Source organism: Burkholderia sp. WP9 (genome assembly GCF_900104795.1).
Classification (GTDB): Bacteria; Pseudomonadota; Gammaproteobacteria; order Burkholderiales; family Burkholderiaceae; genus Paraburkholderia.
In genome coordinates this window covers 3,282,100-3,304,355 of sequence record NZ_FNTG01000002.1, presented here as the reverse complement: position 1 = coordinate 3,304,355, position 22,256 = coordinate 3,282,100, and the positions used below count along the sequence as shown (strand labels likewise).

Below are 22,256 nucleotides of genomic sequence, written 5' to 3'. Positions count from 1 at the left end.
AGTCCGCACAGTTAACGCGGGATTAACGCGCGGAGTTTTGTTCGGATTGCTGTTGCGCAACGGGCGGCATGACTTTGGCGCGATGCTCCACGGAAGAAGCATTCCCCGTTATGCTGATCGCCGCATTGGGTGACAACCGCAGCGCCCCGTCCACAACGACTCTGTCGCCAGCGCGCAAGCCGTCGTTGATAAAGCAGTCATCGCCCTGCCATTCGCCCATCTCGACGACCCGTTGGCGAGGTTTGTTGTCTTTGTCGACCGTCCATACGAAATGGCTTTTTACGCCCTGCTGCACGGCCCGCTGGGGAAGCAGAACGGCATTCGGCCGCACGGCGCCGGACACCCTCGCGCGCACGAACTGGCCGGGACGCAACGCACCTTTTTCATTGGCGAATACGGCTCGTACGAGGAACGTGCCTGTTTGCGCACTGAACACGGGATTGGCAAAGTCGATACGCCCGCGCGCGGGAAACGTCGAACCGTCAGCCAGCAACAGCGTGATCTCGAACTGGTCGTTAGCGGGAAAGCGCAACTGGCCTTTTGAAATCTGGTCGCGATACCGCAGCATCTCGTTCTCCGAGATGCTGAATTCGACCCACATCGGATCCATCTGGTACACGTACGTCAACAGGCCAGACTGGGCCGGCGTGACATAGCTGCCTTCCTGCTGTCTTGCATAACTCGACAAGCCGGCGAGCGGCGACTTGATCGTGGTGTAGCCGAGGTTCAATCGCGCGGCCTCAACCTGCCCTTTCGCGGCAATGACCGCGGCCGCGGCCTCGCGCTCGCTGCCGGTCGCATCATCGAGATCCTTCTTGCTCAAGGCGTTCTGCGCGGCGAGAGGCACGACGCGCGCGAGATTCGCCTTCGCGACACCGAGCCGTGCCTGCTGCTGGGCCAGCGCGCCCTGTGCCGATTGCAACGCGGCCTCGAATGGCTTGGGATCCATCAGAAAGAGCGTCTGCCCCTGACGAACCATCTCGCCTTCCGTGTAGGCTCGCTTGTCGAGAAAACCATCCACGCGGGCGCGAATTTCCACGGCGCGCGAGCTTTGGGTCTGGGCAACAAACTCGAAGTCCACGGGCGTATCACGTGGCGCCACGGTCGTGACCGTTACGTCGACCGGCTGGGAGGCTTCGGGAGCGGCGGGCTTGCCGCAGGCGGTGAGTAAAGCGAACAGACCCAACATAAGCGCCGGCCGTCCCCGCGTCTCACCGAGCAGGCGTTTCGGTGCGTTCAACGAGCGAATCAGGCAGCGCAACAGCAAAACTGGCATGAACGGTCCGTGAAAAATAGTTCAACAGCCGGGCATGCGCGCCAAAGCAATTGATTGCGTGTGACCGCGCCGCAAGGCGCGGCCGTTAGTTGTGCGCGAATCAATTGCGCTGGCTGGAAACCGCTCACACCCCGAAAGACATGGTCGGTCGCATCAGCCCGGCAAACGGAAACAGCAGTCAGATCAGAACCGGTGACGGATGCCCGTGGTCACGAGGAACTGATTGCTCGCCGTGGACGGCGCCGAGGTGCCGTTGATCTGCACGGTGTTCAGGCCGCGACCGTTGTTCGCGCCAAGCTGCGTGACCGCTTCCGCATAAACGTCGGTACGCCTGGACAGCGAGTAGTCAGCCTGCAGTCCGAACTGATTCCAGTGGGCCGCGCCGGTATTCGTGTCGCTAGTGCCCGGCGCCGCGCGCAATGCCTGCGTGTAGGTGTAGGCGGCGCCCAGACCCAGTTCCGGCGTCAGGTTGTAGCGTGCATTGACCTCGTAGTTGTTATAGCGAACCGAGATATCCGAAAACTTGTCCTGGAAGCGGCTTTGCGTAAATACGGTGCCAAGAATGACCGGACCGAATGCGTAGCTTCCGCCGAGACCCCAGGTGCGTTGATTCTGAACGCCGCTGATGGCGGACGCCGCGAAGGTGCCGCCACTAACCGCGCCATTGCTCTGGTTCAGGTCCATGCCCTGGTACTGGAGATAGGCCGCACCCAGTTGCAAGCCACCGTTGCGGTAACCCGCGCCGACGCTGTACGCCCGGTTGTCGGCGAAGCCCGCATTGTTCGAGAAGCCGTACAGGCCACTCATTGAGAAGCCGCCGTAGTTCGCGCTCTGGAACTTGACCGAGTTGTTGACGCTAATCGAGGAGTTGGCGTTGTCGTTGTCGCCCGGATGCGCGAAATACGTGCCGCCCCAGCTGCCGGCCGCCGTGAGCGGTGCAAGATAGTCGACTACGGAGTCGTACTGGCGGCCGAACGAAACCGTGCCGTAATCGTTGGACAGGCCGACGTACGCCTGACGGTTGAACAGCTTGTTGGACACCGCCTGGTTGCCGTTGGCAATGTTGAAACCGCTCTCCAGGTTGAAGACCGTTTTCAGTCCGCCACCCAGATCTTCGACACCGCGCAGACCCCAGCGGCTCGGCTGGATGTTGCCGCCGGTCATGCCGAACATGGCCTTGCCATTCGTGACGCGCCCGTCGGACGTGACGGTGGAATCCTTGCTGACTTCGTTGCTCACGTACGTCAGACCGGCATCGACAATGCCGTAAAGCGTAACGCTGCTCTGGGCGTGCGCCGCGCACGCAAAAGTGGCGGATACGGCGGTCGCAGTAATGATTTTTTTCATTTGGAATACCTTGGCGTTTTATCTTAAAACTAAGTTGCCGACATAAGAACAAACCTGCCGCAACCAGGATGCACCCATCTCCAATTCATTTGAATTCGCATTGAAGACAGATTCTGCGTGCGATTTGAATTTTAGACGCCCGCCTTTGACGCAACCGCGCAAAACTATGCAAAAGTATTTTCAACTTATATTTGAGATATTCTTGCGAAGGACGGGCGAGGCCCACGCAGCGCAGGATGCGCATCGCTCATGCCCATTGCCGCTCGATACGACGCCAGGATTGACCGTTGCTGAAGACCAACAAAACAAAACCCCGTCTTTTTTTGAGAACGAAATACCGATACCGTAAATCAAAATTAATTCACATTTAACCCGCCTATAAATCGCAGGCCGGGAGACCATTGATTATCTGTTAAAAACTAATATCTCAATTTTTCCGCACCTATCCGTTACAGCGTTGGTGATATCATGAATCAGCTTCAGGCAATGCGCGTATTTATCAACATCGCAGAAACCATGTCATTCGGACAGGCCGCGGCCAATCTCGGCATTTCGAATGCCATGGCCACGCGTTACCTCGAGCAACTCGAAGCTCACCTCAACACACGACTCGTCAATCGCAATACCCGCAGCCTCTCCCTGACCGAAGAGGGAGAGATCTACTCGAAGGGCTGCCGCAACGTTCTCGATGAAATCGAGGAGATCGAAACGGTTGCGATACGCGGCACGATCGAGCCGTCCGGCACCTTGAGAATCGCTGCCGGCGCGTCGTTCTCACTGTCCAGCCTGACACCCCTGCTACAGGAGTATCTGTTGCAGTATCCGAATGTCAGACTCTCGGTCACGCTGCTGCATCAGCACGTCGATTTTGTGAAGGAGGGCTTCGACGTCGGCATCGTGCTGCCCAAGCAGATCAGCGGCACCACGTTGATTAAACGCTCGTTGCTGAGTGTCCGTCCCATTGCCGTCGCGTCCCCCAGCTATCTCGCCGTGAAAGGCGTGCCGTCGCGGCCGGCGGATCTGACCTCCCACACCTTTCTCGCCCTCAGCGCCGCCTCGCATGACGGCAACTGGATCTTCGTTTCGCCGGATCGGCGCGAGAAACGCGTCACGCTCGACGCCGCGCTCGTGGTGAACAACGCCTTGATGCTGCGGCAAGCCGCGCTTGCGGGCATGGGGATCGCGGTCTTGCCTGAGAACCATGTGCTGACCGATTTGCGCAACGGCACACTCATGCAGGTGCTGACAGACTTCCGTATCACGAATGCCGACAAGGAGTTAGCGCTGGTGTATGCGGATCGCCGTCACATTTCCGCAAAAACCCGCTCATTCGTCGACTTTTCGGTCGAGTGGTTTCGTACCAACGCGGACCATTTGACCTCCATGCCGCCCGCTACCAAGTAGTACGGCGCGCCGCCCTTCGGCCGGCCTTTCCGAGCAGGCGGCGCGGCCGCGCCATCCATGTCCGTACCCAAAATGAGGACAGCGCCGCATGCGCCCTCCTTCATACTTCGTTATCGATTCGCACCGCCTGTGAAGAGCTAACCGGCCCCGGCGGGCAATCCCGGCAGCGAAGATTCAGGAGACGCGCATGAACCGCCCCTTCAAACCCTATCCGTTTTCGCCCCGTCGTCACGAGGGCGTAGTGCCGCCGCTGGTCGACGGACGCGACCCGCTCAGGCGGCCCGTGGCAATCGTCGGCGGCGGCCCGGTCGGCATGACGCTGGCGCTCGCGCTGGCTCGCCAGGGCGTGCGCTCGGTACTGATCGAAGCCGACGACAGCGTGTGCACCGGCAGCCGCGCGATCTGCATTTCGCGGCGCAGTCTGGAAATTTTCAAGCGCCTCGGCGTCGTACAAGGCTTCCTGCAAAAAGGCTTGCCGTGGGCCGGCGGCCGCAGCTTCTATCGCGACACCGAAGTGTTTCGCTTCGCCATGCATCATGACGACGAACAATCGCTGCCGCCCATGATCAATATCGCGCAATACCAGATCGAACAGTTGTTGCTCGACGAGGTGGAGCGGCATGCCGACCTGATCGATATGCGTTGGCAGACTCGCGTGACCGGCATCGAGCAGGAACCGGCGCAAGACGGCCGCGGCGAGCCGGACCGTACGGCGGGCGCGACGCTCACGCTGCGCACCGGCGACACCGCGTGGCAGATGCACGCCGACTGGGCGGTCGCCTGCGACGGCGGCCGCAGCACGATTCGCGAGGCACTCGGCCTGAAGCTCACCGGCACCACGTACGAAGGCCGCTATGTGATCGTGGATATCGAGCTAAACAGCAAGCGCGCCACCGAGCGCCTCGCCTATTTTGATCCGCCGTCCAATCCCGGTTCGACGGTGCTGGTCCATAAGCAGCCTGACAACGTCTGGCGTATCGATTACCAGCTTCGCGACGACGCAGACCCGGAAGCCGCCGTCCTGCCCGAGAACGTCTTGCCGCGCGTGCAGAGCGTGCTCGACGCGATGGGCGAGACGGGCGAGTGGTCGCCGATCTGGATCACCGTCTACAAAGCGAACGCGTTGACGCTCGAACGCTACCGGCACGGCTCGGTGCTGTTCGCGGGCGATGCCGCCCATCTCGTACCAATTTTCGGCGTGCGCGGCGCCAATTCCGGTATCGACGACGCGGACAACCTCGGCTGGAAGCTGGCCTGCGTGGTGAACGGCGTGGCTTCGCCGCGGCTCCTCGACAGCTACAGCGCGGAGCGCGTCTTCGCGGCGCGTGAAAACCTGAGCTACGGCATGAAGAGTACGGAGTTCATGGCGCCGCCGTCATTCGCCTTCAATCTGATGCGCGAGGCCGTGCTCGGACTCGCCGAGCGGCACGCCGCCGTGCGTCCGCTGATCAATCCGCGGCAGACGCATGCCATCGCTTATACACAGTCGCCGCTCAACGAGGCCGCCGCGGACGCCGCCGGCTCGTTCAGCCGAGGCCCGGCGCCCGGCACCGTGTTGCCGGAATGCCGGCTCGAACGACTGGACGGCGGCGCGAGCGTCGATATCCATCTCACGGATCTGCTCGAGCCTTGCTTCACCGCGCTGCGCTTCGGCGCGAATGCCGATTCTGTGCAAGAGCATGCGTGGCAGGAATTGCAAGGCACGCTGGCCGAAAAAGGGATTCCGTTCAAAGCCATCACGCTGGCTAAGGACGAAACCGCACAGGCCGCCAACCCGACGATGCTCGATCACACCGGCCGCCTGCACGACATGCTCGACGCCACGCCCGGCACGGTCTATCTGATCCGGCCCGACGGCCATGTACTCGCCCGCTGGCGCAACGGCAGCGCGGCGGCCACGCAGCGCGCCATCAGCGCAGCGCTGACGATTTGATTCACGGAGACTCACATCATGACGGACAGCGACCTCGACCTGGTCTACACGACGCTGTGCAAGACCCTCACTAACGAAGGCGAAGCTCAAGCGCCGTTATATCTGGCGCGCCTCGCGATGCTGTGCCTCACCGAACTCGACGACCCGCAGCGGGCGTTGTCGTTGATCGAAGCGGCACGGCTGCCGGCTTCGACCGCGGTGACCGCATAAAGCGAAAAAAGCCGCCGCGCCCGGTATGGGCGCGGCGGCTTTCCTTCTGCTTTTTCTTCTGCTTTTCCTTCAGGCAGACATCACCGTTCGGCACAGCGCGTGCGGCTCATCCTTCATGCGGGTGTCACTGCTTCGGATACAACCCCAGCGTGCTCGCATGCAGACGCGCGAGGCCGAGCAACGCATCCGTGTACGGCGTGGCAACGCCCGTCAGTTGCCCCAGTTCACGCACCGCCGCCACCAGCGCGTCGAGTTCGACCGCTTTACCCGCCTGCACGTCCTGCAGCATCGAGGTTTTCATCGCGCCGAGTTTGAGCGTGACCTCGTGACGGTCCGCCGGCTCCTGTTCGATCGGAATACCGAAGCGCGCGCCGATCTCCTTGGCCTCCAGCATGATGCTCGTCACGAAGTTGCGCGCCAGTTCGTCGCTGAGAATCCGGTCGGTGGTCGCGCCGGTGATGGCGCTGATCGGATTCATCGTCATGTTGCCCCACAGCTTGTACCAGACGTCGCGCTGAATCTGCGCCGACATCGTCGCCTTGAAGCCGGCCGCCGCGAGCGTGGCCGTGAGCGACGCGACGCGCTCGCTCGTCTGCCCTGACGCCTCGCCGATAATCAGCCCGTTGCCCTGATGATGACGGATCACGCCCGGCACTTCGACGAGGCAACTGGCATGCACCACGCAGCCCACCGTTTGCGCGCTCGGAATCGCGGCGGCGATCGCACCGTCGGGATCGATCGACTTCAGGCGCTTGCCGGCGAAGTCGCGCCCGAGCCCGTCGCAGAACCACCACGGCACCCCGTTCATCGCGGTCAGCACAATGGTCTGCGCGCCGAGCAGCGGCCCGATCTGCCCGGCCACGGACGCCATGGCCGGTCCCTTGACGGCGACCACGACGAGATCCTGCACACCGAGATCCGCGGGATTGTCGCTCGCCTTCACCTTCACAGCATGCGTCACGCCGCCTTCGATCAGACGCAGGCCGTGCTCGCGCAGCGCGGCCAGCGTCTCGCCGCGTGCCACCACGCTCACGTCATGGCCGGCCTGCGCGAGCTTCACTCCCATCCAGCTGCCGATCGCGCCTGCGCCGTAGATAGCTACTTTCATCGTTTCAATCCTTGTAACTGGCGTCGATGCGGTCCACTCGCCGCACCAGCGCATCGAACACATCCTGCCCCGCGCCGTGACGCGGATCGAACTGCAGCGCGTCGCGCGAACAGCGAATCGCGACGTCCTCCGGCACCGGCCGCGCCCGGCCCATCGCAAACGTCGCCATCTGGATTTCGCAGGCGCGGTTCAGCGTCCACAGAATCGCGAAAGTCTGCGGCAACGTGTGGCCCCACGCAAGCAGGCCATGATTGCGCAGGATCACCGCCTGCCGGTTGCCGATATGTTCGAGCAGCCGCGGGCCTTCTTCCGCATGCACGGTGATGCCCTCGAAGTCGTGATACGCAATGCGGTCGTGCAATTGTGCGCTGTAGAAATTGGTTTGCTGCAAACCGTCTTCCAGACAGGCCACGGCGACGCCCGCCGTGGTGTGCGTATGCATTACGCAGTGCGCATCCGGCAAGCCTTCGTGAATCGCCGCATGCACGACGAACCCGGCCGGATTCACCGGATACGGCGAGTGGTCGAGCACGCGTCCGCGTGCATCGATCTTCACGAGGTTGCTTGCCGTCACTTCGCTATAGTGCAGCCCGAACGGATTGATCAGGAACTGGCGTTCGCCACCGCTCACACTGGCGGGAACGCGCAGCGTGATGTGGTTGTAGATCATCTCGGTCCAGCCGAGCAGGTCGAAAATGCGATAGCACGCGGCGAGCTGCACGCGCGCCTGCCATTCGTCCGGATGCATCGCGTGAGCCTTCGGCGCGCTCGGCGCCTGGATGTCGAGAGTGGTCATGTGCAGCTCCATTGTTATCGTTCTATTGATCGAAAGTATCGCGCTTATGCGCCCGACACCACGGCCGCGATCGACGACACCACATAATCCGCGTTGCGTGCGTTCAGTCCGGCCACGCACATGCGCCCGGAGCGCAGCACGTACACCGCGTATTCGCTGCGCAGGCGCTCCACCTGGCTTTCGCTCAAGCCGGTGTAGGTGAACATGCCGCGCTGCGCGAGGTAGCGCGCGCGCATGACTTCATCCACACGGCCGGCGAGGCCGGCGTGGATCGTGCCGCGCATGGCGAGAATCCGCTCGCGCATGGCGGCGAGTTCCGCTTCCCATGAAGCACGCAACGACGCATCGGCCAGCACGTTGGCGACGAGCCGCGCGCCGTGCGTGGGCGGATTGCTGTAGTTCGCGCGCACCGTCGACATCAATTGACCGAGCACGCGGCCCGCCTCTTCCGCGCTCTTGCAGACTACGCTCAACGCGCCGACGCGCTCGCCATACAGCGAAAAGTTCTTCGAGAACGAATTCGCGGCGATCAGCGGAACGCCCGCGTCGGCCAGCAGGCGCACGCAGGCGGCGTCTTCTTCCAGACCCGCGCCGAAACCCTGGTAAGCCATATCCACGAAGGCGATCAGCTTGCGGCGCTGCAGAACAGGCACCAGTTCCGCCCATTGCGCCGGACTCAGATCGACGCCGGTCGGGTTATGGCAGCAGGCGTGCAGCAGCACCACGCTCTGTTCCGGCAAGCGGCTGATCGTGTCGATCATGTCGGCGAAACGCAATCCGCCGGTGAGTTCGTCGTAGTACGGGTAGGTGTTGACCGTCAGCCCCGCGCCTTCGAATACCACGCGATGGTTTTCCCAGCTCGGGTCGCTGATCCAGATCTGCGAGCCCGGGAAATAGCGCTTCAGGAAATCGGCGCCGACCTTCAATGCGCCCGATCCGCCGATGGTTTGCAACGTCGCGATCCGGCCCGCCGCGCGCGCCTCGCTGTTCGCGCCGAATACCAGCGCCTGGGCCGCATCGCGATAGAGCGGCAGGCCGGCCATCGGCAGATACGAGCGCGGGCCGATCGAGTCGAGCAGCGCGGTTTCGGCCCGGCGCACGGCGTCCATGACCGGCAGCTTGCCGGCGTCGTCGAAATAGATGCCGATGCTCAGATTGACCTTGTTCGACCGGGGGTCGAGTTGAAAGTCTTCGTTCAGGCTCAGGATCGGATCGCCTGGATAAGCGGGAATATGGTCGAACATGGTGATTCCTTGAATAGGGCCTCGTGGCGGCCTCGGTTTGGCGCAGTGGCGTACCGCACTGCACTGCACGGCGCATCCCGGTTTGTGCAGCGGCTTGCGTCCCGACTTGTGCAGCGGCGTGCGCGGCGGCTTTGCTCACGACACGGCGAGACGGAAGTCTAAGCGGGTTTGGCTGAGTGCGTCGATTGGGACAAGTCTCCGCGAACCGCACGCGGTACACAATCAATCGATTTTTCACGATTCGTTAGTTTTTCTTTAGAATCGCCAGATGCCACTCACGCGCGTCACCATCCGCCAGTTCGAAGCCTTTCTCGCCATCGTCGATTTGCATAGCATCGGCGCGGCGGCGGAACGGCTCGGGCTGACTTCTTCGGCGGTCAGCCAGTTGCTGGGCGACCTCGAAACGGAACTCGGCTTCCGGCTCTTCGACCGGACCACACGGCGCGTGAATCTGTCGAGCGCGGGCCAGGATTTTCTGTCGTCGGCGGAATCGGTGTTGCGGCATGTGCGCGCCGCCGCGCAATCCGCCGACGATATCCGCAACCGCGCCGCCGGCATCGTGCGGATCGGTGCGCCCCTGGTGCTGGCGGCGACCGCGCTGCCCGCCGCCATCGCCGACTACGCACGCGACAAACCGAAGGTCGTGGTCCGCATTTGCGACACCGTGGTCGAGCAACTGGTGGAGCGCGTGGAAAGCGGCGACGTGGACCTCGCAATCGGCCCCGACCGTCAAAGCGGCGCGCGCGTGCGTTGCGATCCGGCGTTCGCGAGCCCCTGGGTGATGTGGTGCGCGCCGAGCCATCCGTTGAACGCGCGCCGCCGCGTGCAGTGGCCGCATTTGCGCGGCGTGCCGATCATCGCCACCGGCCGCGACCACGAGCGCGCAGTCGGGCAGATGCTGGCTAACCTGCCGGTGGAGGCGCGCATCATTCCCGTAGATGTCGTAGACAATGTGACCACGGCGTTCGGCCTTGCCGCGCAGGGGCTGGCCGTCACGCTCGCGCCCGCCTACGTTGCGCCATTGGCGCGCAGCTTCGGGCTGGTCATGAAGCGCATTGTCGATCCGGAAACGATCCGCGAAGTGTGCGTGTATCGTTCCACCGAGCGCGCGCTGTCGCCGCCCGCCGACGGCTTCGCGGATTTCATCATGCCGTGGTTGAAACGCTGGGATCGCGAGACACAGGCCGACGCGCGATCAAGGCGCGTATGACGCGCAGCAGCAGCGGCAGCAGCGACAGCCCGTCGGCTCAGGCCCGCTCGGGCACCATGCACAACGCGAACAGCTGGCGTTGGCTCGATATCCCGAGGCGCGCGTAGGCGCGCTTCTGGTAGGTGATCACACTGGCAGGCTTGACGCCCATGCGCTGTGCGATTTCAACGGCGCTCGCGCCTTCGAGCGTGCCGCGCAGCACGTCGAGTTCGCGCGGCGTGAGTGCGGGGCAAGCGCGCCTGACACGCGCCAGCATCGCCGCGGCCGAACCCTGCTGATGCTGCCCATTCAACGCGTAATGGCCCTTGGCCGCGTGCGCGAACAGAGGCGCGAAAGTTTCCACGCGCTCCAGTTCACCTGGCTGAAACACGCCATAGGCACGGTCGCGGTACAGGTTGATCGACAGCCAGACGCTTTCCACGGGCTGCACGAGCAACGATAACCGGTCGGACACATTCGGCTGCGCGTAGCAGGCGGCGCGATAGGCCTCGTTTTCGATCTCGTCGCTATGCTGCTGGTGCAGCACCAGCGCGTCGCGAGCCGGTTTTTCATACGACCGGCCGATGATCGCGCGGTTGCCGTCGAGTGCATAGAAATGCGTGGCATAGCGATCCGCGATGTCGCGCAGAAAACGGCCTCCGCGATGATCGGCCGCGGAAACCGTGCGCGGCCGCGCGTCGAATTCGTACGCGAAGATGGTGCACTGCGAAACCGGCAGCGTATCGCCGACCGTTTTCAGTATGCTGGCGGCCAGCGCATCGGCATCCGCATGCGAAATCGACATGACGAGTTCAGTCGCACGCGAGGTGCTGATCTGTTCGCTGCGGTGCGGTGGAGAAATGCGCCAGGAACGCATGATGGATACGGGTTGCCGTGCTGGGTTCGGTCCTGCAAGCGTAGCACAGCGCCACGCGGGAGCCGTCTTTCACTGCCGGTTCAGCACCCCGGATGAGCGCGCTCACTTGCGCGTAAACGACCCGCGTTGGAACGTGACCATTCTCGGCAACTCGATCGTGAAGACCGTGCCCGTGGCTTCGTCTGAATGCACACTGACGTTGCCGCCGTGCATGCGGGCGATCTCCTGCACGATATGAAGGCCGAGCCCCAGCCCTTCACGCGAACGTGCGCCGCTATTGTTCGGCCCGAACGCCTTGAACAGGTGCGGAAACACCTCGGGCGGAATGGTCCCGCGATTGGCGACCTTCAGGCGCACTGAATCGACCGCTTCGCCATCCACTTCGACACCGATATCGCCGCCCGGCACGCCGTGATGCAGCGCATTGCTCACCAGATTCGACACGGCCTGCCAGACGAGGTCGGTGTCCCACGCGCCCGCGGTATTGCCGCGGCTCGCGAACACGATCCGCTTGCCGTTCTCCCGCGACGCGAACTCGTCGATCACCGAGCGGCACAGCGTCGCCAACTCGATCGAGCGCGGCTGCAACGGCAGGCGCCCGCCCTGCAAACGGGCCAGATTGAGCAACTGGTCGACCATGCGCGCCATGCGCAGCGAACTGTTCTTCACGCGCGCGGCGACGGTTGCCGATTGTTCGTCGGCGGCCGTGCGCATCAGGTATTCCGCCGACGCCAGCACGGCACCGAGCGGCGTGCGCAAATCGTGACTCAGCACCGCCATCAGCATCTCGTTGGCTTCCAGCATTTGCCGCGTGGTGACGAGCTGCGCGGCCAGTTGCCGTTTCTGCTGTTCGAGTTGCACGAACACGTCGACCTTCGATTGCAGAATGCGCGGATCGAACGGCTTGTACAGGAAATCGACCGCGCCGGCCTCATAACCGCGGAAGGTGCGCGAAGCATCCTGGGCGGTCGCCGTCAGAAAGATGATCGGCACGTGCGAGGTTCGCGGGCTGCCGCGCATCAGCGCGGCCAGTTCGAAGCCGTTCATGCCGGGCATGTTGACGTCGAGAATCGCCAGCGCGACTTCGTGCTTGAGCAGCAGGTCGAGCGCCGCCGTGCCCGAATCGGCCACCAGCACGGCCAGATCCGGCCGCGCCAGCAAGGCCTCGAGCGCCGTGATGTTGTGGACGATGTCGTCGACGATGAGAATGTTCACGGGTGAATTCGTCATGGCATCGGGTCAAGAGAGGCCGGCAATGCGGCAAGCCGCCGGGCCATGGTTTCAGGAGTGTAAATAAATTGCGCCGCGCCGCGCTCAATCGCGGCACGCGGCATTTCGGGGGAGCCGGCGGTGTCCGGCGCCTGCACCCACGTGGCGCCGCCCAGCGCACGCACCCGCTTCAGGCCTTGCGCGCCGTCGTCGTTGGCGCCGGACAGCAGGATCGCCAGCAGGCGCTCGCCATACACGGCGGCGGCCGACTCGAACAGCACGTCGATCGAGGGGCGCGAAAAGCGCACGGCGGCGTCGGTGGAGAGCGCGACAGTGCGGTCCACTTCCACCAGCATGTGATAGCCAGGCGGTGCAATATGCACGCGGCCCGCCATGATGCGTTCGCCCGCATCGGGCTCGAGCACCGGCAAAGCACAGCGGTGCGCGAACGCGCCCACCAGATAGCTGGGTGAATCAGGCGGCAGGTGCGTGACGATCATGACGGCCGCGGCAAAGTCCACGGGCAGCGCGCCGAGCAGCACGTTCAGCACTTCGATGCCACCCGCCGAGGCGCCGATCACGACGAGCTCGTAGCCGCGTGCCGCTTCGGCACGCGGTTGAGGGTCGGCAGCAGGGTGAACAGATGAGCTTGGCATGGTGAGCGTGCTAGCGCTTCTGATAAATGCGTTCGCTCGGGCGGAACTCGTCGAACGCTTCGTAATGACGGGAAAAACGCAGGCTTTCCTTGCTGCCCAAACCCAGAAAACCACGCCGCACGAGCGCGTTCTCGAACAGACCCAGCGCGCGATCCTGCAAACCACGATCGAAATAGATCAACACGTTGCGGCACGATACCAGATGCGCTTCGAGGAAAACTTCGTCGGTGGAAAGGCTGTGGTCGGCGAACACCACGCGCTCTTTCAGCGAACCGGCAAAGCGCGCGCCGCCATACGCGGCGTGATAGTAGTCGGACAGCGAACGCTTGCCGCCCGCCGCCAGATAGTTCTGCGTGAAGCCCTGAATCCGGTCGAGCGCGTAGATGCCGGACTCGGCGCGCGCCAGCGCGTCCGGACTGATGTCGGTCGCGTAGAACAGTGTGCGCTCGGTCAGACCCTCCTCGTCGAAGAGGATTTTCAGCGACCAGAGTTCCTCGCCCGTGCTGCATCCCGCTACCCACACCTTGATCGACGGATAGGTGCGCAGACGCGGCAGAACATGTTCGCGCAACGCGAGGAAATACGCCGGATCGCGAAACATGTCGCTCACCTGTACCGTGAGGTACTGGAACAGCCGCGAGAACTCGTCGCCGTTGCGCATGATGCGGTCCTGCAACTGCGACAGCGTCTTGAGCCCGAACTCGTCGAGCGCCTGGGACAGGCGGCGCCGCAGCGACGACATCGCATAGTGGCGAAAGTCGTGCTGATACTTGAGATAAATCGCCTCCAGCAGCAGTTTCAACTCGATGTCGAAATCGCTGATGCGTTGCGGCGCGTCAAATTCGGACTGACTCATTGGCACTCGCTCATGCGTACTCGCTCACGTGTTCCCTTCCCCTGCTAGCGTTGCCGCAACCACACGCGGCACAGCGCGACCAGCTTGTCCACGTCGATCGGCTTGGAAACGTAGTCGTCCGCGCCGGCTTCGAGGCAGCGCGTGCGGTCGTTCGCCATCGCCTTCGCGGTCAGCGCGATGATCGGCAGATGAGCGAAACGCGGATTGCGGCGAATCTCGCCCATCGCAGTCAAACCGTCCATCTCCGGCATCATGATATCCATCAGGATCAGATGTACTTCGGGACCGTTTTCCAGCGCTTCGAGCGCTTCGCGGCCGTTGCGCGCAATCTGCAGTTTCGCACCGAGCGGCTCCAGCACATGCGAGAGCGCAAAGATATTGCGCACGTCGTCTTCGGCCAGCAGGATCGTGCGGCCCTCGAACGCATTATCGCGCTGACGTACCGTGCGCAGCATGCGCTGCTGCTCGGGCGCGAGCGACGACTCGACGCTGTGCAGGAACAGCGTGACTTCGTCGAGCAGCCGTTCGGGCGACTTCGCCCCCTTGATGATGATCGATTTCGAATAGCGGCGCAGGCGGTGCTCTTCTTCGTCGGAGAGCATCCGGCCGGTATAAACGATGACGGGCAGCGAGACATGCGCGGTGTTCGTTGCGAGCCGTTCGAGCAGGTCGTAGCCGGTGCCGTCGGGCAGCGCGAGATCGGTCACCACGCAGTCGAACGAGACCTTTGCCAGATACTCCAACGCTTCCGCCAAGGTTGCGACCGCAACGATCTCGGTGTTTTCGCTTTGCAGGAGCGCGCGGATGCTTTCGCGCATCGGCGCGTCGTCCTCGATCACGAGCACGCGTTTGAGGCGCTGCTGCAAACGCGCTTCGAGGCGGCGGATCGCGGCTTCCATCGTGCTGCGCGCGGTCGGCTTAAGCGTATAGCCGATAGCGCCGAGGTGCAGCGCCTTGTCGGCGTGATCGGTGGCGGAGACGATATGGATCGGAATGTGCCGCGTGAGCGGGTCGTTCTTCAGCCACTCCAGCACGGTCAGGCCGGAGCGGTCCGGCAGGCCGACATCGAGCAGCACGGCCGCCGGGCGCATGTCGCGCACCAGTGTGAGGCCGCTCGCGGCGTCGCTCGCGTGGACGAAATCGAAGTCGAGTTCATGCGTCAGCTCGCGCAGGATTTCGGCGAACGCGAGATCGTCTTCCACGGCCACGATCAGACGGCCCGCACGCGTGCGGTTGTCACGGTCGTCGGCAATCGGGCGAATCGGCGTTTCGAGCGTAGTGCCCGTGCCGTGACCGCCAGTGTGGACGTTCATGAGGCCATTGGCGGGCGTGATCACCGTGGGCGGACTGCCGACCGAAGACGTCCGCGCCAGCAGCGGTTCTACCGCCGATCCGGCCGCGGCCTGGGGACCGGCCGGCGCCACGGCCGGTGCAAACACCGGCGCCGGATTGTGCGCGCCTGAGTTCGTGTTCAGGGCCGCTTCCGCATCGATCGGCAGCCACAGCGTGAACACGCTGCCCTTGCCGATCTCGCTCGCAACGGTAATGCGGCCGCCCAGCAAGCGCGAAAACTCACGCGAAATCGACAGACCCAGACCGCTGCCGCCGTATTGACGGCTGGTCGAGCCGTCCGCCTGCTGGAACGCTTCGAAGATCATGTCCAGCTTGTCGGGCGCGATGCCGATGCCGGAGTCACGCACGTCGATCCGCAGCATGCCGCCTTCAGCGGGTGCAACCGAGAGCGCCACCTCGCCGCGTTCGGTGAACTTCACCGCGTTGGAGAGCAGGTTGCGCAGAATCTGCGTGACGCGCTGGCCGTCCGTGATGAACGTATCCGGCGTGCCCGGCAAGCGGTCGAAGCTGAGCTGCAAATGCTTGGCGCCGGCCATTGGCTTGAACATTTCCTCGAGCGCCTGAAGGGTCGCGTCGATCGATACCGTTTCGAGTTCGACCGTGACCTGGCCGGCTTCGACCTTGGAAAGATCCAGAATGTCGTTGATCAGCACCAGCAGGTCGCTATTGGAAGCGTGAATCGTCTCCGCGTAGCGCACCTGTTCTTCGGTCAGATTGCCGGTGCGGTTCTGCTGCAGCAGCTTGGCGAGAATCAGCGAACTGTTCAACGGCGTGCGCAGTTCGTGCGACATGTTGGCGAGGAACTCGGACTTGTAGCGGCTCGACTGTTCGAGGCGCGCCGCGTTGGCCGCGAGGTCGTCCTGCGCGCGCAGCAGATCGGACTTTTGCCGCTCGAGACGCTGCGCGTATTCTTCCAGTTGCACGTTGGTCTGTTCGAGTTCGGCCTGCTGCGCTTCCAGCCGCGTTTGCGACTCCATCAGCGCGCGGCCGCGTTCTTCGAGCCCTTCATTGGAGACGCGCAACTCTTCCTGCTGCACCTGCAACTCTTCATTCAGCTGCTGCGTTTCGGCCAGCGCGTCCTGCAACCGCTCGCGATACAGCGCCGCTTCGACGAAGTCGCCCATGCTGTTCGCGATCAGTTCCATGAACTCCTGGTCGCGCACAGTCAGCTCGCGCACAAAGCCCAGTTCGACGACGCCGTTGACATCGCCGTCGTTTTCGATCGGCATGATGAGCAGATTCTTCGGCACGCTCTTGCCGGTGGCCGACACCACTTGCACGTAATTGGCCGGCACATCGCGCAAGACCAGCGTACGGCGCGCCGAGGCCGCCTGCCCGATCAGCGTCTCGCCTTCTTCGAAATTGCGCGCCGCGGCCTGCTCGCTTTCACGGCTAAACCCATAAGTCGCGATGCGGCGCAGCGTGCCATGCCGTTTGTCGCGCACGTAGAGCGCGGCGACGACGGCGTCGAGATACTGCGCGAGGAAGTCGAGCATCGCGCGGCCCACCAGCGGCGAGGTAGTCTGGCCGACGACCTTTTCGGCAAGCAGACGCTGCCCCGAGCGCAACCACACCTGCTCCTGCAACATCTCCGTCTGGTCAGCCTGCTGCCGCAGCGCGCTGTCATAGGTGGACGACAGGCTCATCAGTTCGCGCCGCCCGATCCACGCGAGCAGACCGCTCACGCTCAGGCTGAAGAGCAGAAACACGCTCACCAGCGTGGTGGTGACGCGGCGCGTCGCTTCCGCGCGTTCCTGGCGCAGGCGCAATTCGACATCCAGAAAATCGCCGAATTCGCGGCGCGTTTCATCGAATTCGATCTTGCCACGGCCGCTCGCCACGGCACTTTCGAAATCCTGATTACGCCGGCGCGCGTCGATCATCTGTTCGGCGAAGTTACTCCAGCGTTGCTGAATCGCAGCGATCTGCTTGAGTTTTTCGACTTGGGGCGGGTTGTCGGAGACCAGCTCCTGCAGGGCCTCGATCTGAGTCTTGAATCGCGGGCCGCCTTCTTCATACGGCGTGAGGAAACTCTCGTCGCCCGTGATCAGGAAACCGCGCATGGAGGATTCGCGATCGACCGCGAGGCGCAGCATTTCATTGGCCTGCCCGATTACGCGCTCGGAGTGCTCGGCCCAGTTCATGGTCGAAACCAGATACGCGATCAGTCCGACGAAGACCGCCATGGTCACCAGGCCGACACCCAGGGGCAACGCAATATTGCGGCGAATGATGCTGCGAAAACGATTCTGGTCGACGGCCTGAGATGCGGTCATTTTTTCTGTCTTCGGCTGGGCGAATCGTGGCGATTCGGAATATTTTTCGGGTATGTCGAGTGATTCATTTTGTCGCGCTACGACGGGCGTAATCATACAGGATGGGTGTTTGTTTTGAGATGCCCGAATGCGGTTTTAGGCTTACTGGGCGGGGCTGTTGCCGGCCGACGCAACTTTGCGCGACGCACGCGGGTCAATCATGCGAGGAATGCAATTTCGCCCCGTTCGATCATTCGTTCGCCGCCCACTTTGATCTGGTAGCCGATGCCTTCTCACGCCTTCATCGCACTCTCCCGCAACCCGTTGCGCACCCTGCTCGCCGCCGCGCTCGTATGGCATGCGTCGGCGAGCGGCGTGGCGCAGGCAGCCACTGCGCCTGCTGCACACGACGGCATCGTGGCCGCCGCCGTGCACGTCGAGCCGCCCACGCAGGCGTCGCCCGTCGTGCCGATTCCACCGTCGGAGCAATACCCCACGCTCTATCGCGATGTGCAGCTCGCGCATCTGTTTCCCGACAGCAAAACTTTCGCGGACATGGTGCCGCTTGCATCGCCTGCTGAGATCGCCGCCGCATACGCCACCGCGAAGCAACAGCGCAACTTCAGCCTCGCCGATTTCGTGAAGCACAACTTCACGTTGCCCACGCGCACGGCGAAAGCGTATGTCTCCGATCCCGATCAGGACGTGGTCGGCCATATCGATACGCTCTGGAATGTGCTGCGCCGCGAGCCCGATGCGACCGCGAGCCCGTGGTCCTCGCTGCTGCCGCTGCCGTATGCGTATATCGTGCCGGGCGACCGCTTCGATGAGATCTACTACTGGGACTCGTACTTCATCATGCTCGGCCTCGAACAGAGCGGCCAGCATGCGCTGGTAGTCGACGAACTGAAGAACTTCGCGACCTTGATCGACCGCTACGGTCATATTCCGAACGGCAATCGCACCTACTATCTGAGCCGCTCGCAACCGCCGTTTTTCGCGCAGATGGTGCGCCTCGTGGCCGAAAAAGACGGCGACGCCGTCTATGCGCAATATCTGCCTGAATTGCAGCGCGAATACGCGTACTGGATGGACGGCAGCGAAGGCCTCGCCGCCGGTCACGCAAACCGGCATGTGGTGCGCCTGCCCAACGGCACGCTGCTCAACCGCTATTGGGACGAACGCGCGACGCCGCGCGACGAGTCGTATCGCGAAGACGTCCTGACCGCGCAGCAGACTCCGCAACGCGATGCCGCCGATCTGTGGCGCAATCTGCGCGCGGGCGGCGAAACCGGCTGGGATTTCAGCTCGCGCTGGTTCGCCGACGGCAAGACGCTCGCCACCGTGGACGTGACCTCTCTCGTGCCCGTCGATCTGAATTGCCTGCTCGCCGATCTCGAGCGCACGCTGGCGAAGGCCTATCGTCTGCGCGGCGACGTCACGCATGCGGAAAATATGGAGCAGCGCGCCGCCACCCGCGCCGACGCGATTCGCCGCGTGTTGTGGGACCCGCAGTTGCAGGCATTCGGCGACTACGACTTCGTGCATCACACGCTGACGCACAGGCTCACCGCCGCGACGGTGTATCCGTTATATACGGGCATAGCCAGCCGTCAGCAGGCGAAGACCGTCGCCGCCACGTTGCAGCGCGAATTGCTGCGCCCCGGCGGTCTCGCCACTACACAGGTGGCGAGCGGCCAGCAATGGGATGCGCCGAACGGCTGGGCGCCGCTGCAATATCTGGCCGTGATCGGCTTGCGGCGCTACAGCGAACCGGCGCTCGCGCAAACCATTGCGACGCGCTGGATCAGAACCAATGTGTCGTACTACCAGCACACGGGCAAGCTCGTCGAGAAATACGATATCGATGCGGCCACACCCGGCGTCTCCGCGGGCGGCGGCGAGTATCCGCTGCAGGACGGCTTCGGCTGGACCAACGGCGTGCTGCGCGCGCTGCTCGTGCTGTATCCGCAAGCGGTGCAGGGCTCGCGTCCCGGCGATATTCCCGAAGGACCGGCGGGTGTGTCGGCGGCCGCCTCTGCTGCTGCTGCCGCGCCGAAGAACACGCACCGGCTGAATGGCGCGCGAGTCGCGCCATAGCATGAAAAAAGCCCTGGCCGGTTCGCACTGGCCAGGGATTCGCACGACTCGCGAGACGCTTACGCCGGCACGGTTTCAGCCTGCTGCGCACGTGACCACACACGATGCTGGCCGGCCGCCTCGATGAAGGCCTTCAGCACGTCGGCGGCCTGTTTGTCATCGCCGGTAGCGACGCCGTCGGCATTGTCCGGCAGGTGCGCGGCGGCGAGCACATCGCGCCCCGCGCCGATCGCCGCAATCGCCTTCAGATGCTTGAACGCCTCGAGCACGAAATGCCGCGCATCGCCCGATTGCGCGAGCGTCTTCGCACCCTGGTCGCCACCTACCACGATGACCGCGTCGAACATGATCGACGGCAATCCGGCAATCGTGGCGTCCGGGGCCATGCCGTCGATCGCGGCAAGCGTGGGCGCGATCAACATGGGCGCCGCGCCCTCGCCTTGCAGCGCCTGCTGAAGCTTCCTGATGGCGGCGCCGTCGGATCCGGGCGCGGCCAGCAACGCAATCTTGCGGGTCTTGATGCCCGGCTTCACCCGGTTGAGCAGGCTCAGCGCCGGTGAGTCCTTGGGACCGGACAGCTTCGCCGTGCCCTTTTTCGGCGCCGGCAAACCCAACCCGGCGGCCACCTGCGCTGCGAGTCCCGCGTCGAAGTTGGCGAGAATTTCGTTGACCACGCGCGCGCGAATCTCGGGTTTCGTCACCTTGCCGAGTTCGAATTGATAAGCCGCGGCGATATGGTCTTTCTCCGGCTGGGACATGCTGTTGTAGAACAGCGCAGCTTGCGAAAAATGATCGGCGAACGATTCGCTGCGCACGCGAATCTTGGTGCCTTCCACGCGCTCCTGATAACTTTCGAAGCCGCCGTCCGACGGCGCCGGATCGGTTTCCTTCGGCCAACCGCCGCTCAGCGAATTCGGCTCATACGAGGCCTGACCGACATTGATCGTCTGGCGGTGCATGGCGTCACGCTGATTGTTGTTGAACGGGCACACAGGACGGTTGATCGGAATCTCATGGAAGTTCGGACCACCCAGACGGCTGATCTGCGTATCCGTGTACGAGAACAAACGCCCTTGCAAAAGCGGATCGTTCGAAAAGTCGATACCCGGCACGACATGACCCGGATGAAACGCGACCTGTTCGGTCTCGGCAAAAAAGTTGTCGGGATTGCGGTTGAGCGTCATCTTGCCGATGATCTTGACCGGCACCAGTTCTTCGGGAATCAGCTTGGTCGGATCGAGCAGGTCGAAATCGAACTTGTGTTCGTCCGCTTCTTCGATAATCTGCACGCCGAGTTCGAACTCCGGGTAGTCGCCTCGTTCGATAGACTCCCACAGATCACGCCGATGGAAATCCGGGTCCTTGCCCGCCAGCTTCTGCGCTTCGTCCCACAGCAGCGAGTACGAGCCCAGCACCGGACGCCAGTGAAATTTGACGAAGCGGCCCTTGCCTTGCGCATTCACGAAACGGAACGTGTGAATCCCGAAGCCCTCCATGGTGCGCAGGCTGCGCGGGATTGCGCGGTCCGACATGGTCCACAGCACCATGTGCGCGGATTCGGGCACCAGCGAGACGAAGTCCCAGAAGGTGTCGTGTGCGGAACCGCCAGTGGGCATTTCGTTCGGCGCTTCCGGTTTCACCGCATGCACGAAGTCGGGAAACTTGATGGCGTCCTGAATGAAGAACACCGGCATGTTGTTGCCGACCAGATCGTAATTGCCTTCCTGCGTGTAGAACTTCACGGCGAAGCCGCGCACGTCGCGCACCGTATCGGCGGAGCCGCGCGGGCCCTGTACCGTGGAAAAACGCACATAAACCGGCGTTTGTGCAGCAGGGTCCTGCAGGAACGCGGCCTTGGTGTATTCCCGCATCGACTCATAGACCTGAAATACACCGTGCGCCGCCGAGCCGCGCGCGTGCACGATACGCTCGGGAATACGCTCATGGTCGAAGTGCGTGATCTTCTCACGCATGATGAAATCTTCCAGCAGCGAAGGGCCGCGCGGTCCCGCGCGCAGGGTGTTCTGGTTGTCGGAGATTTTGACGCCCTGATTGGTTCTCAGCGCTTCGCCTTCCGGACTGACTCGAAACTGTTCGAGATCCTTCGATTTCGCATCCGATTGCGGACCATTCGCCTGCGCACTCTTCGCTGCGGGCTTCTGTGCGTTCGTTTTTCCTGCCATGAGAATCTGCTCCTTGCGTTCGGGGCGTGCCGGCGGGGGGAATCCGGTCTGACGCATTGGAGTGAGGCAGCAAGCGGTGTACCCGCGGGTAGGCACGCGGGCGGCGCGATTGTGAATGCTGATTGCTGTAGAGATTGCTGATGTCGTGGCGTTTGCCTATGCGGTGGCGATTACCTATGCCGTGGCAATTGCCTATACCGTGGCGATTGCCCATTGCCAATAGTTAGCGCTGCAGCGCGCCGCATTTGGGCGCCGCAGCT

At 63.1% G+C, this 22,256-nt stretch carries 16 protein-coding genes; 5 read left to right on the top strand and 11 right to left on the bottom strand.

Annotated elements, in window-relative coordinates:
• Positions 1-22 precede the first annotated feature (22 nt).
• Positions 23-1,276 carry an efflux RND transporter periplasmic adaptor subunit gene (locus BLW71_RS35835; RefSeq protein WP_091808137.1) on the bottom strand — a complete coding sequence of 418 codons (1,254 nt, stop codon included), beginning with the start codon at positions 1,274-1,276 and terminating at the stop codon, positions 23-25.
• Positions 1,277-1,459: 183 nt separating this feature from the next.
• The gene (locus BLW71_RS35830) at positions 1,460-2,623 is read right to left on the bottom strand and encodes a porin (RefSeq protein ID WP_091808135.1); all 1,164 of its coding nucleotides are present in this window, start codon (positions 2,621-2,623) and stop codon (positions 1,460-1,462) included.
• A gap of 468 nt (positions 2,624-3,091) precedes the next feature.
• On the opposite strand from BLW71_RS35830, the gene BLW71_RS35825 reads away from it, so the two are divergent.
• The 3 genes from BLW71_RS35825 to BLW71_RS35815 all read left to right on the top strand — a co-directional run bounded on the left by BLW71_RS35825 (position 3,092) and on the right by BLW71_RS35815 (position 6,170).
• Positions 3,092-4,027 carry a LysR family transcriptional regulator gene (locus tag BLW71_RS35825; RefSeq protein ID WP_091808132.1) on the top strand — a complete coding sequence of 312 codons (936 nt, stop codon included), beginning with the start codon at positions 3,092-3,094 and terminating at the stop codon, positions 4,025-4,027.
• A gap of 187 nt (positions 4,028-4,214) precedes the next feature.
• Positions 4,215-5,960: an FAD-dependent oxidoreductase gene (locus BLW71_RS35820; RefSeq protein ID WP_091808130.1), complete on the top strand. Its 1,746-nt coding sequence runs from the start codon at positions 4,215-4,217 to the stop codon at positions 5,958-5,960.
• A gap of 18 nt (positions 5,961-5,978) precedes the next feature.
• Positions 5,979-6,170: a hypothetical protein gene (locus tag BLW71_RS35815; RefSeq protein ID WP_091808128.1), complete on the top strand. Its 192-nt coding sequence runs from the start codon at positions 5,979-5,981 to the stop codon at positions 6,168-6,170.
• 124 nt (positions 6,171-6,294) lie between these two features.
• On the opposite strand, the gene BLW71_RS35810 is transcribed toward BLW71_RS35815, so the two are convergent.
• From BLW71_RS35810 to BLW71_RS35800, 3 genes are read right to left on the bottom strand one after another with little or no spacing between them, the layout of a single operon-like run.
• A complete protein-coding gene (locus tag BLW71_RS35810; protein WP_091808126.1) occupies positions 6,295-7,278 on the bottom strand; it encodes a 2-dehydropantoate 2-reductase in 984 nt (327 codons plus the stop codon).
• A 4-nt stretch (positions 7,279-7,282) separates the two neighbouring features.
• A complete protein-coding gene (locus BLW71_RS35805) occupies positions 7,283-8,074 on the bottom strand; it encodes a class II aldolase/adducin family protein (RefSeq protein WP_091808124.1) in 792 nt (263 codons plus the stop codon).
• 44 nt (positions 8,075-8,118) lie between these two features.
• Positions 8,119-9,318: an amino acid aminotransferase gene (locus tag BLW71_RS35800; protein ID WP_091808121.1), complete on the bottom strand. Its 1,200-nt coding sequence runs from the start codon at positions 9,316-9,318 to the stop codon at positions 8,119-8,121.
• A gap of 268 nt (positions 9,319-9,586) precedes the next feature.
• Between BLW71_RS35800 and BLW71_RS35795 the strand changes: the two genes are divergently transcribed.
• Positions 9,587-10,528 carry a LysR family transcriptional regulator gene (locus BLW71_RS35795; protein ID WP_091808118.1) on the top strand — a complete coding sequence of 314 codons (942 nt, stop codon included), beginning with the start codon at positions 9,587-9,589 and terminating at the stop codon, positions 10,526-10,528.
• Between the two features lie 37 nt (positions 10,529-10,565).
• On the opposite strand, the gene BLW71_RS35790 is transcribed toward BLW71_RS35795, so the two are convergent.
• From BLW71_RS35790 to BLW71_RS35770, 5 genes are all read right to left on the bottom strand, one after another.
• Positions 10,566-11,384 carry a helix-turn-helix transcriptional regulator gene (locus tag BLW71_RS35790; RefSeq protein ID WP_091808116.1) on the bottom strand — a complete coding sequence of 273 codons (819 nt, stop codon included), beginning with the start codon at positions 11,382-11,384 and terminating at the stop codon, positions 10,566-10,568.
• A gap of 102 nt (positions 11,385-11,486) precedes the next feature.
• Positions 11,487-12,614 carry a hybrid sensor histidine kinase/response regulator gene (locus BLW71_RS35785; RefSeq protein ID WP_091808113.1) on the bottom strand — a complete coding sequence of 376 codons (1,128 nt, stop codon included), beginning with the start codon at positions 12,612-12,614 and terminating at the stop codon, positions 11,487-11,489.
• Positions 12,611-13,249 carry a chemotaxis protein CheB gene (locus BLW71_RS35780; protein ID WP_091808110.1) on the bottom strand — a complete coding sequence of 213 codons (639 nt, stop codon included), beginning with the start codon at positions 13,247-13,249 and terminating at the stop codon, positions 12,611-12,613. The genes BLW71_RS35785 and BLW71_RS35780 overlap by 4 nt, the downstream gene beginning before the upstream one ends.
• A gap of 10 nt (positions 13,250-13,259) precedes the next feature.
• A complete protein-coding gene (locus tag BLW71_RS35775) occupies positions 13,260-14,105 on the bottom strand; it encodes a CheR family methyltransferase (RefSeq protein ID WP_091808107.1) in 846 nt (281 codons plus the stop codon).
• A 44-nt stretch (positions 14,106-14,149) separates the two neighbouring features.
• Complete coding sequence (locus tag BLW71_RS35770; protein ID WP_091808104.1) at positions 14,150-17,734, bottom strand: response regulator; 3,585 nt, start codon at positions 17,732-17,734, stop codon at positions 14,150-14,152.
• Positions 17,735-17,998: 264 nt separating this feature from the next.
• Here BLW71_RS35770 and treF point away from each other — a divergent pair, with 264 nt between their 5' ends.
• A complete protein-coding gene (treF, locus tag BLW71_RS35765; protein ID WP_091808102.1) occupies positions 17,999-19,813 on the top strand; it encodes an alpha,alpha-trehalase TreF in 1,815 nt (604 codons plus the stop codon).
• Between the two features lie 59 nt (positions 19,814-19,872).
• Here the strand turns inward: treF and katE are convergent, their stop codons facing one another.
• The gene (katE, locus tag BLW71_RS35760) at positions 19,873-21,996 is read right to left on the bottom strand and encodes a catalase HPII (protein WP_091808099.1); all 2,124 of its coding nucleotides are present in this window, start codon (positions 21,994-21,996) and stop codon (positions 19,873-19,875) included.
• Positions 21,997-22,256: the final 260 nt, after the last annotated feature.

Coding starts and splice junctions, on each gene's coding strand:
- BLW71_RS35790 (WP_091808116.1), bottom strand. CDS start 11,384: ATGCGTTCCTGGCGCATTTCTCCACCGCACCGCAGCGAACAGATCAGC.
- BLW71_RS35830 (WP_091808135.1), bottom strand. CDS start 2,623: ATGAAAAAAATCATTACTGCGACCGCCGTATCCGCCACTTTTGCGTGC.
- BLW71_RS35780 (WP_091808110.1), bottom strand. CDS start 13,249: ATGCCAAGCTCATCTGTTCACCCTGCTGCCGACCCTCAACCGCGTGCC.
- BLW71_RS35785 (WP_091808113.1), bottom strand. CDS start 12,614: ATGACGAATTCACCCGTGAACATTCTCATCGTCGACGACATCGTCCAC.
- BLW71_RS35770 (WP_091808104.1), bottom strand. CDS start 17,734: ATGACCGCATCTCAGGCCGTCGACCAGAATCGTTTTCGCAGCATCATT.
- BLW71_RS35800 (WP_091808121.1), bottom strand. CDS start 9,318: ATGTTCGACCATATTCCCGCTTATCCAGGCGATCCGATCCTGAGCCTG.
- BLW71_RS35795 (WP_091808118.1), top strand. CDS start 9,587: ATGCCACTCACGCGCGTCACCATCCGCCAGTTCGAAGCCTTTCTCGCC.
- treF (WP_091808102.1), top strand. CDS start 17,999: ATGCCTTCTCACGCCTTCATCGCACTCTCCCGCAACCCGTTGCGCACC.
- BLW71_RS35810 (WP_091808126.1), bottom strand. CDS start 7,278: ATGAAAGTAGCTATCTACGGCGCAGGCGCGATCGGCAGCTGGATGGGA.
- BLW71_RS35835 (WP_091808137.1), bottom strand. CDS start 1,276: ATGCCAGTTTTGCTGTTGCGCTGCCTGATTCGCTCGTTGAACGCACCG.
- BLW71_RS35775 (WP_091808107.1), bottom strand. CDS start 14,105: ATGAGTCAGTCCGAATTTGACGCGCCGCAACGCATCAGCGATTTCGAC.
- katE (WP_091808099.1), bottom strand. CDS start 21,996: ATGGCAGGAAAAACGAACGCACAGAAGCCCGCAGCGAAGAGTGCGCAG.
- BLW71_RS35825 (WP_091808132.1), top strand. CDS start 3,092: ATGAATCAGCTTCAGGCAATGCGCGTATTTATCAACATCGCAGAAACC.
- BLW71_RS35820 (WP_091808130.1), top strand. CDS start 4,215: ATGAACCGCCCCTTCAAACCCTATCCGTTTTCGCCCCGTCGTCACGAG.
- BLW71_RS35805 (WP_091808124.1), bottom strand. CDS start 8,074: ATGACCACTCTCGACATCCAGGCGCCGAGCGCGCCGAAGGCTCACGCG.
- BLW71_RS35815 (WP_091808128.1), top strand. CDS start 5,979: ATGACGGACAGCGACCTCGACCTGGTCTACACGACGCTGTGCAAGACC.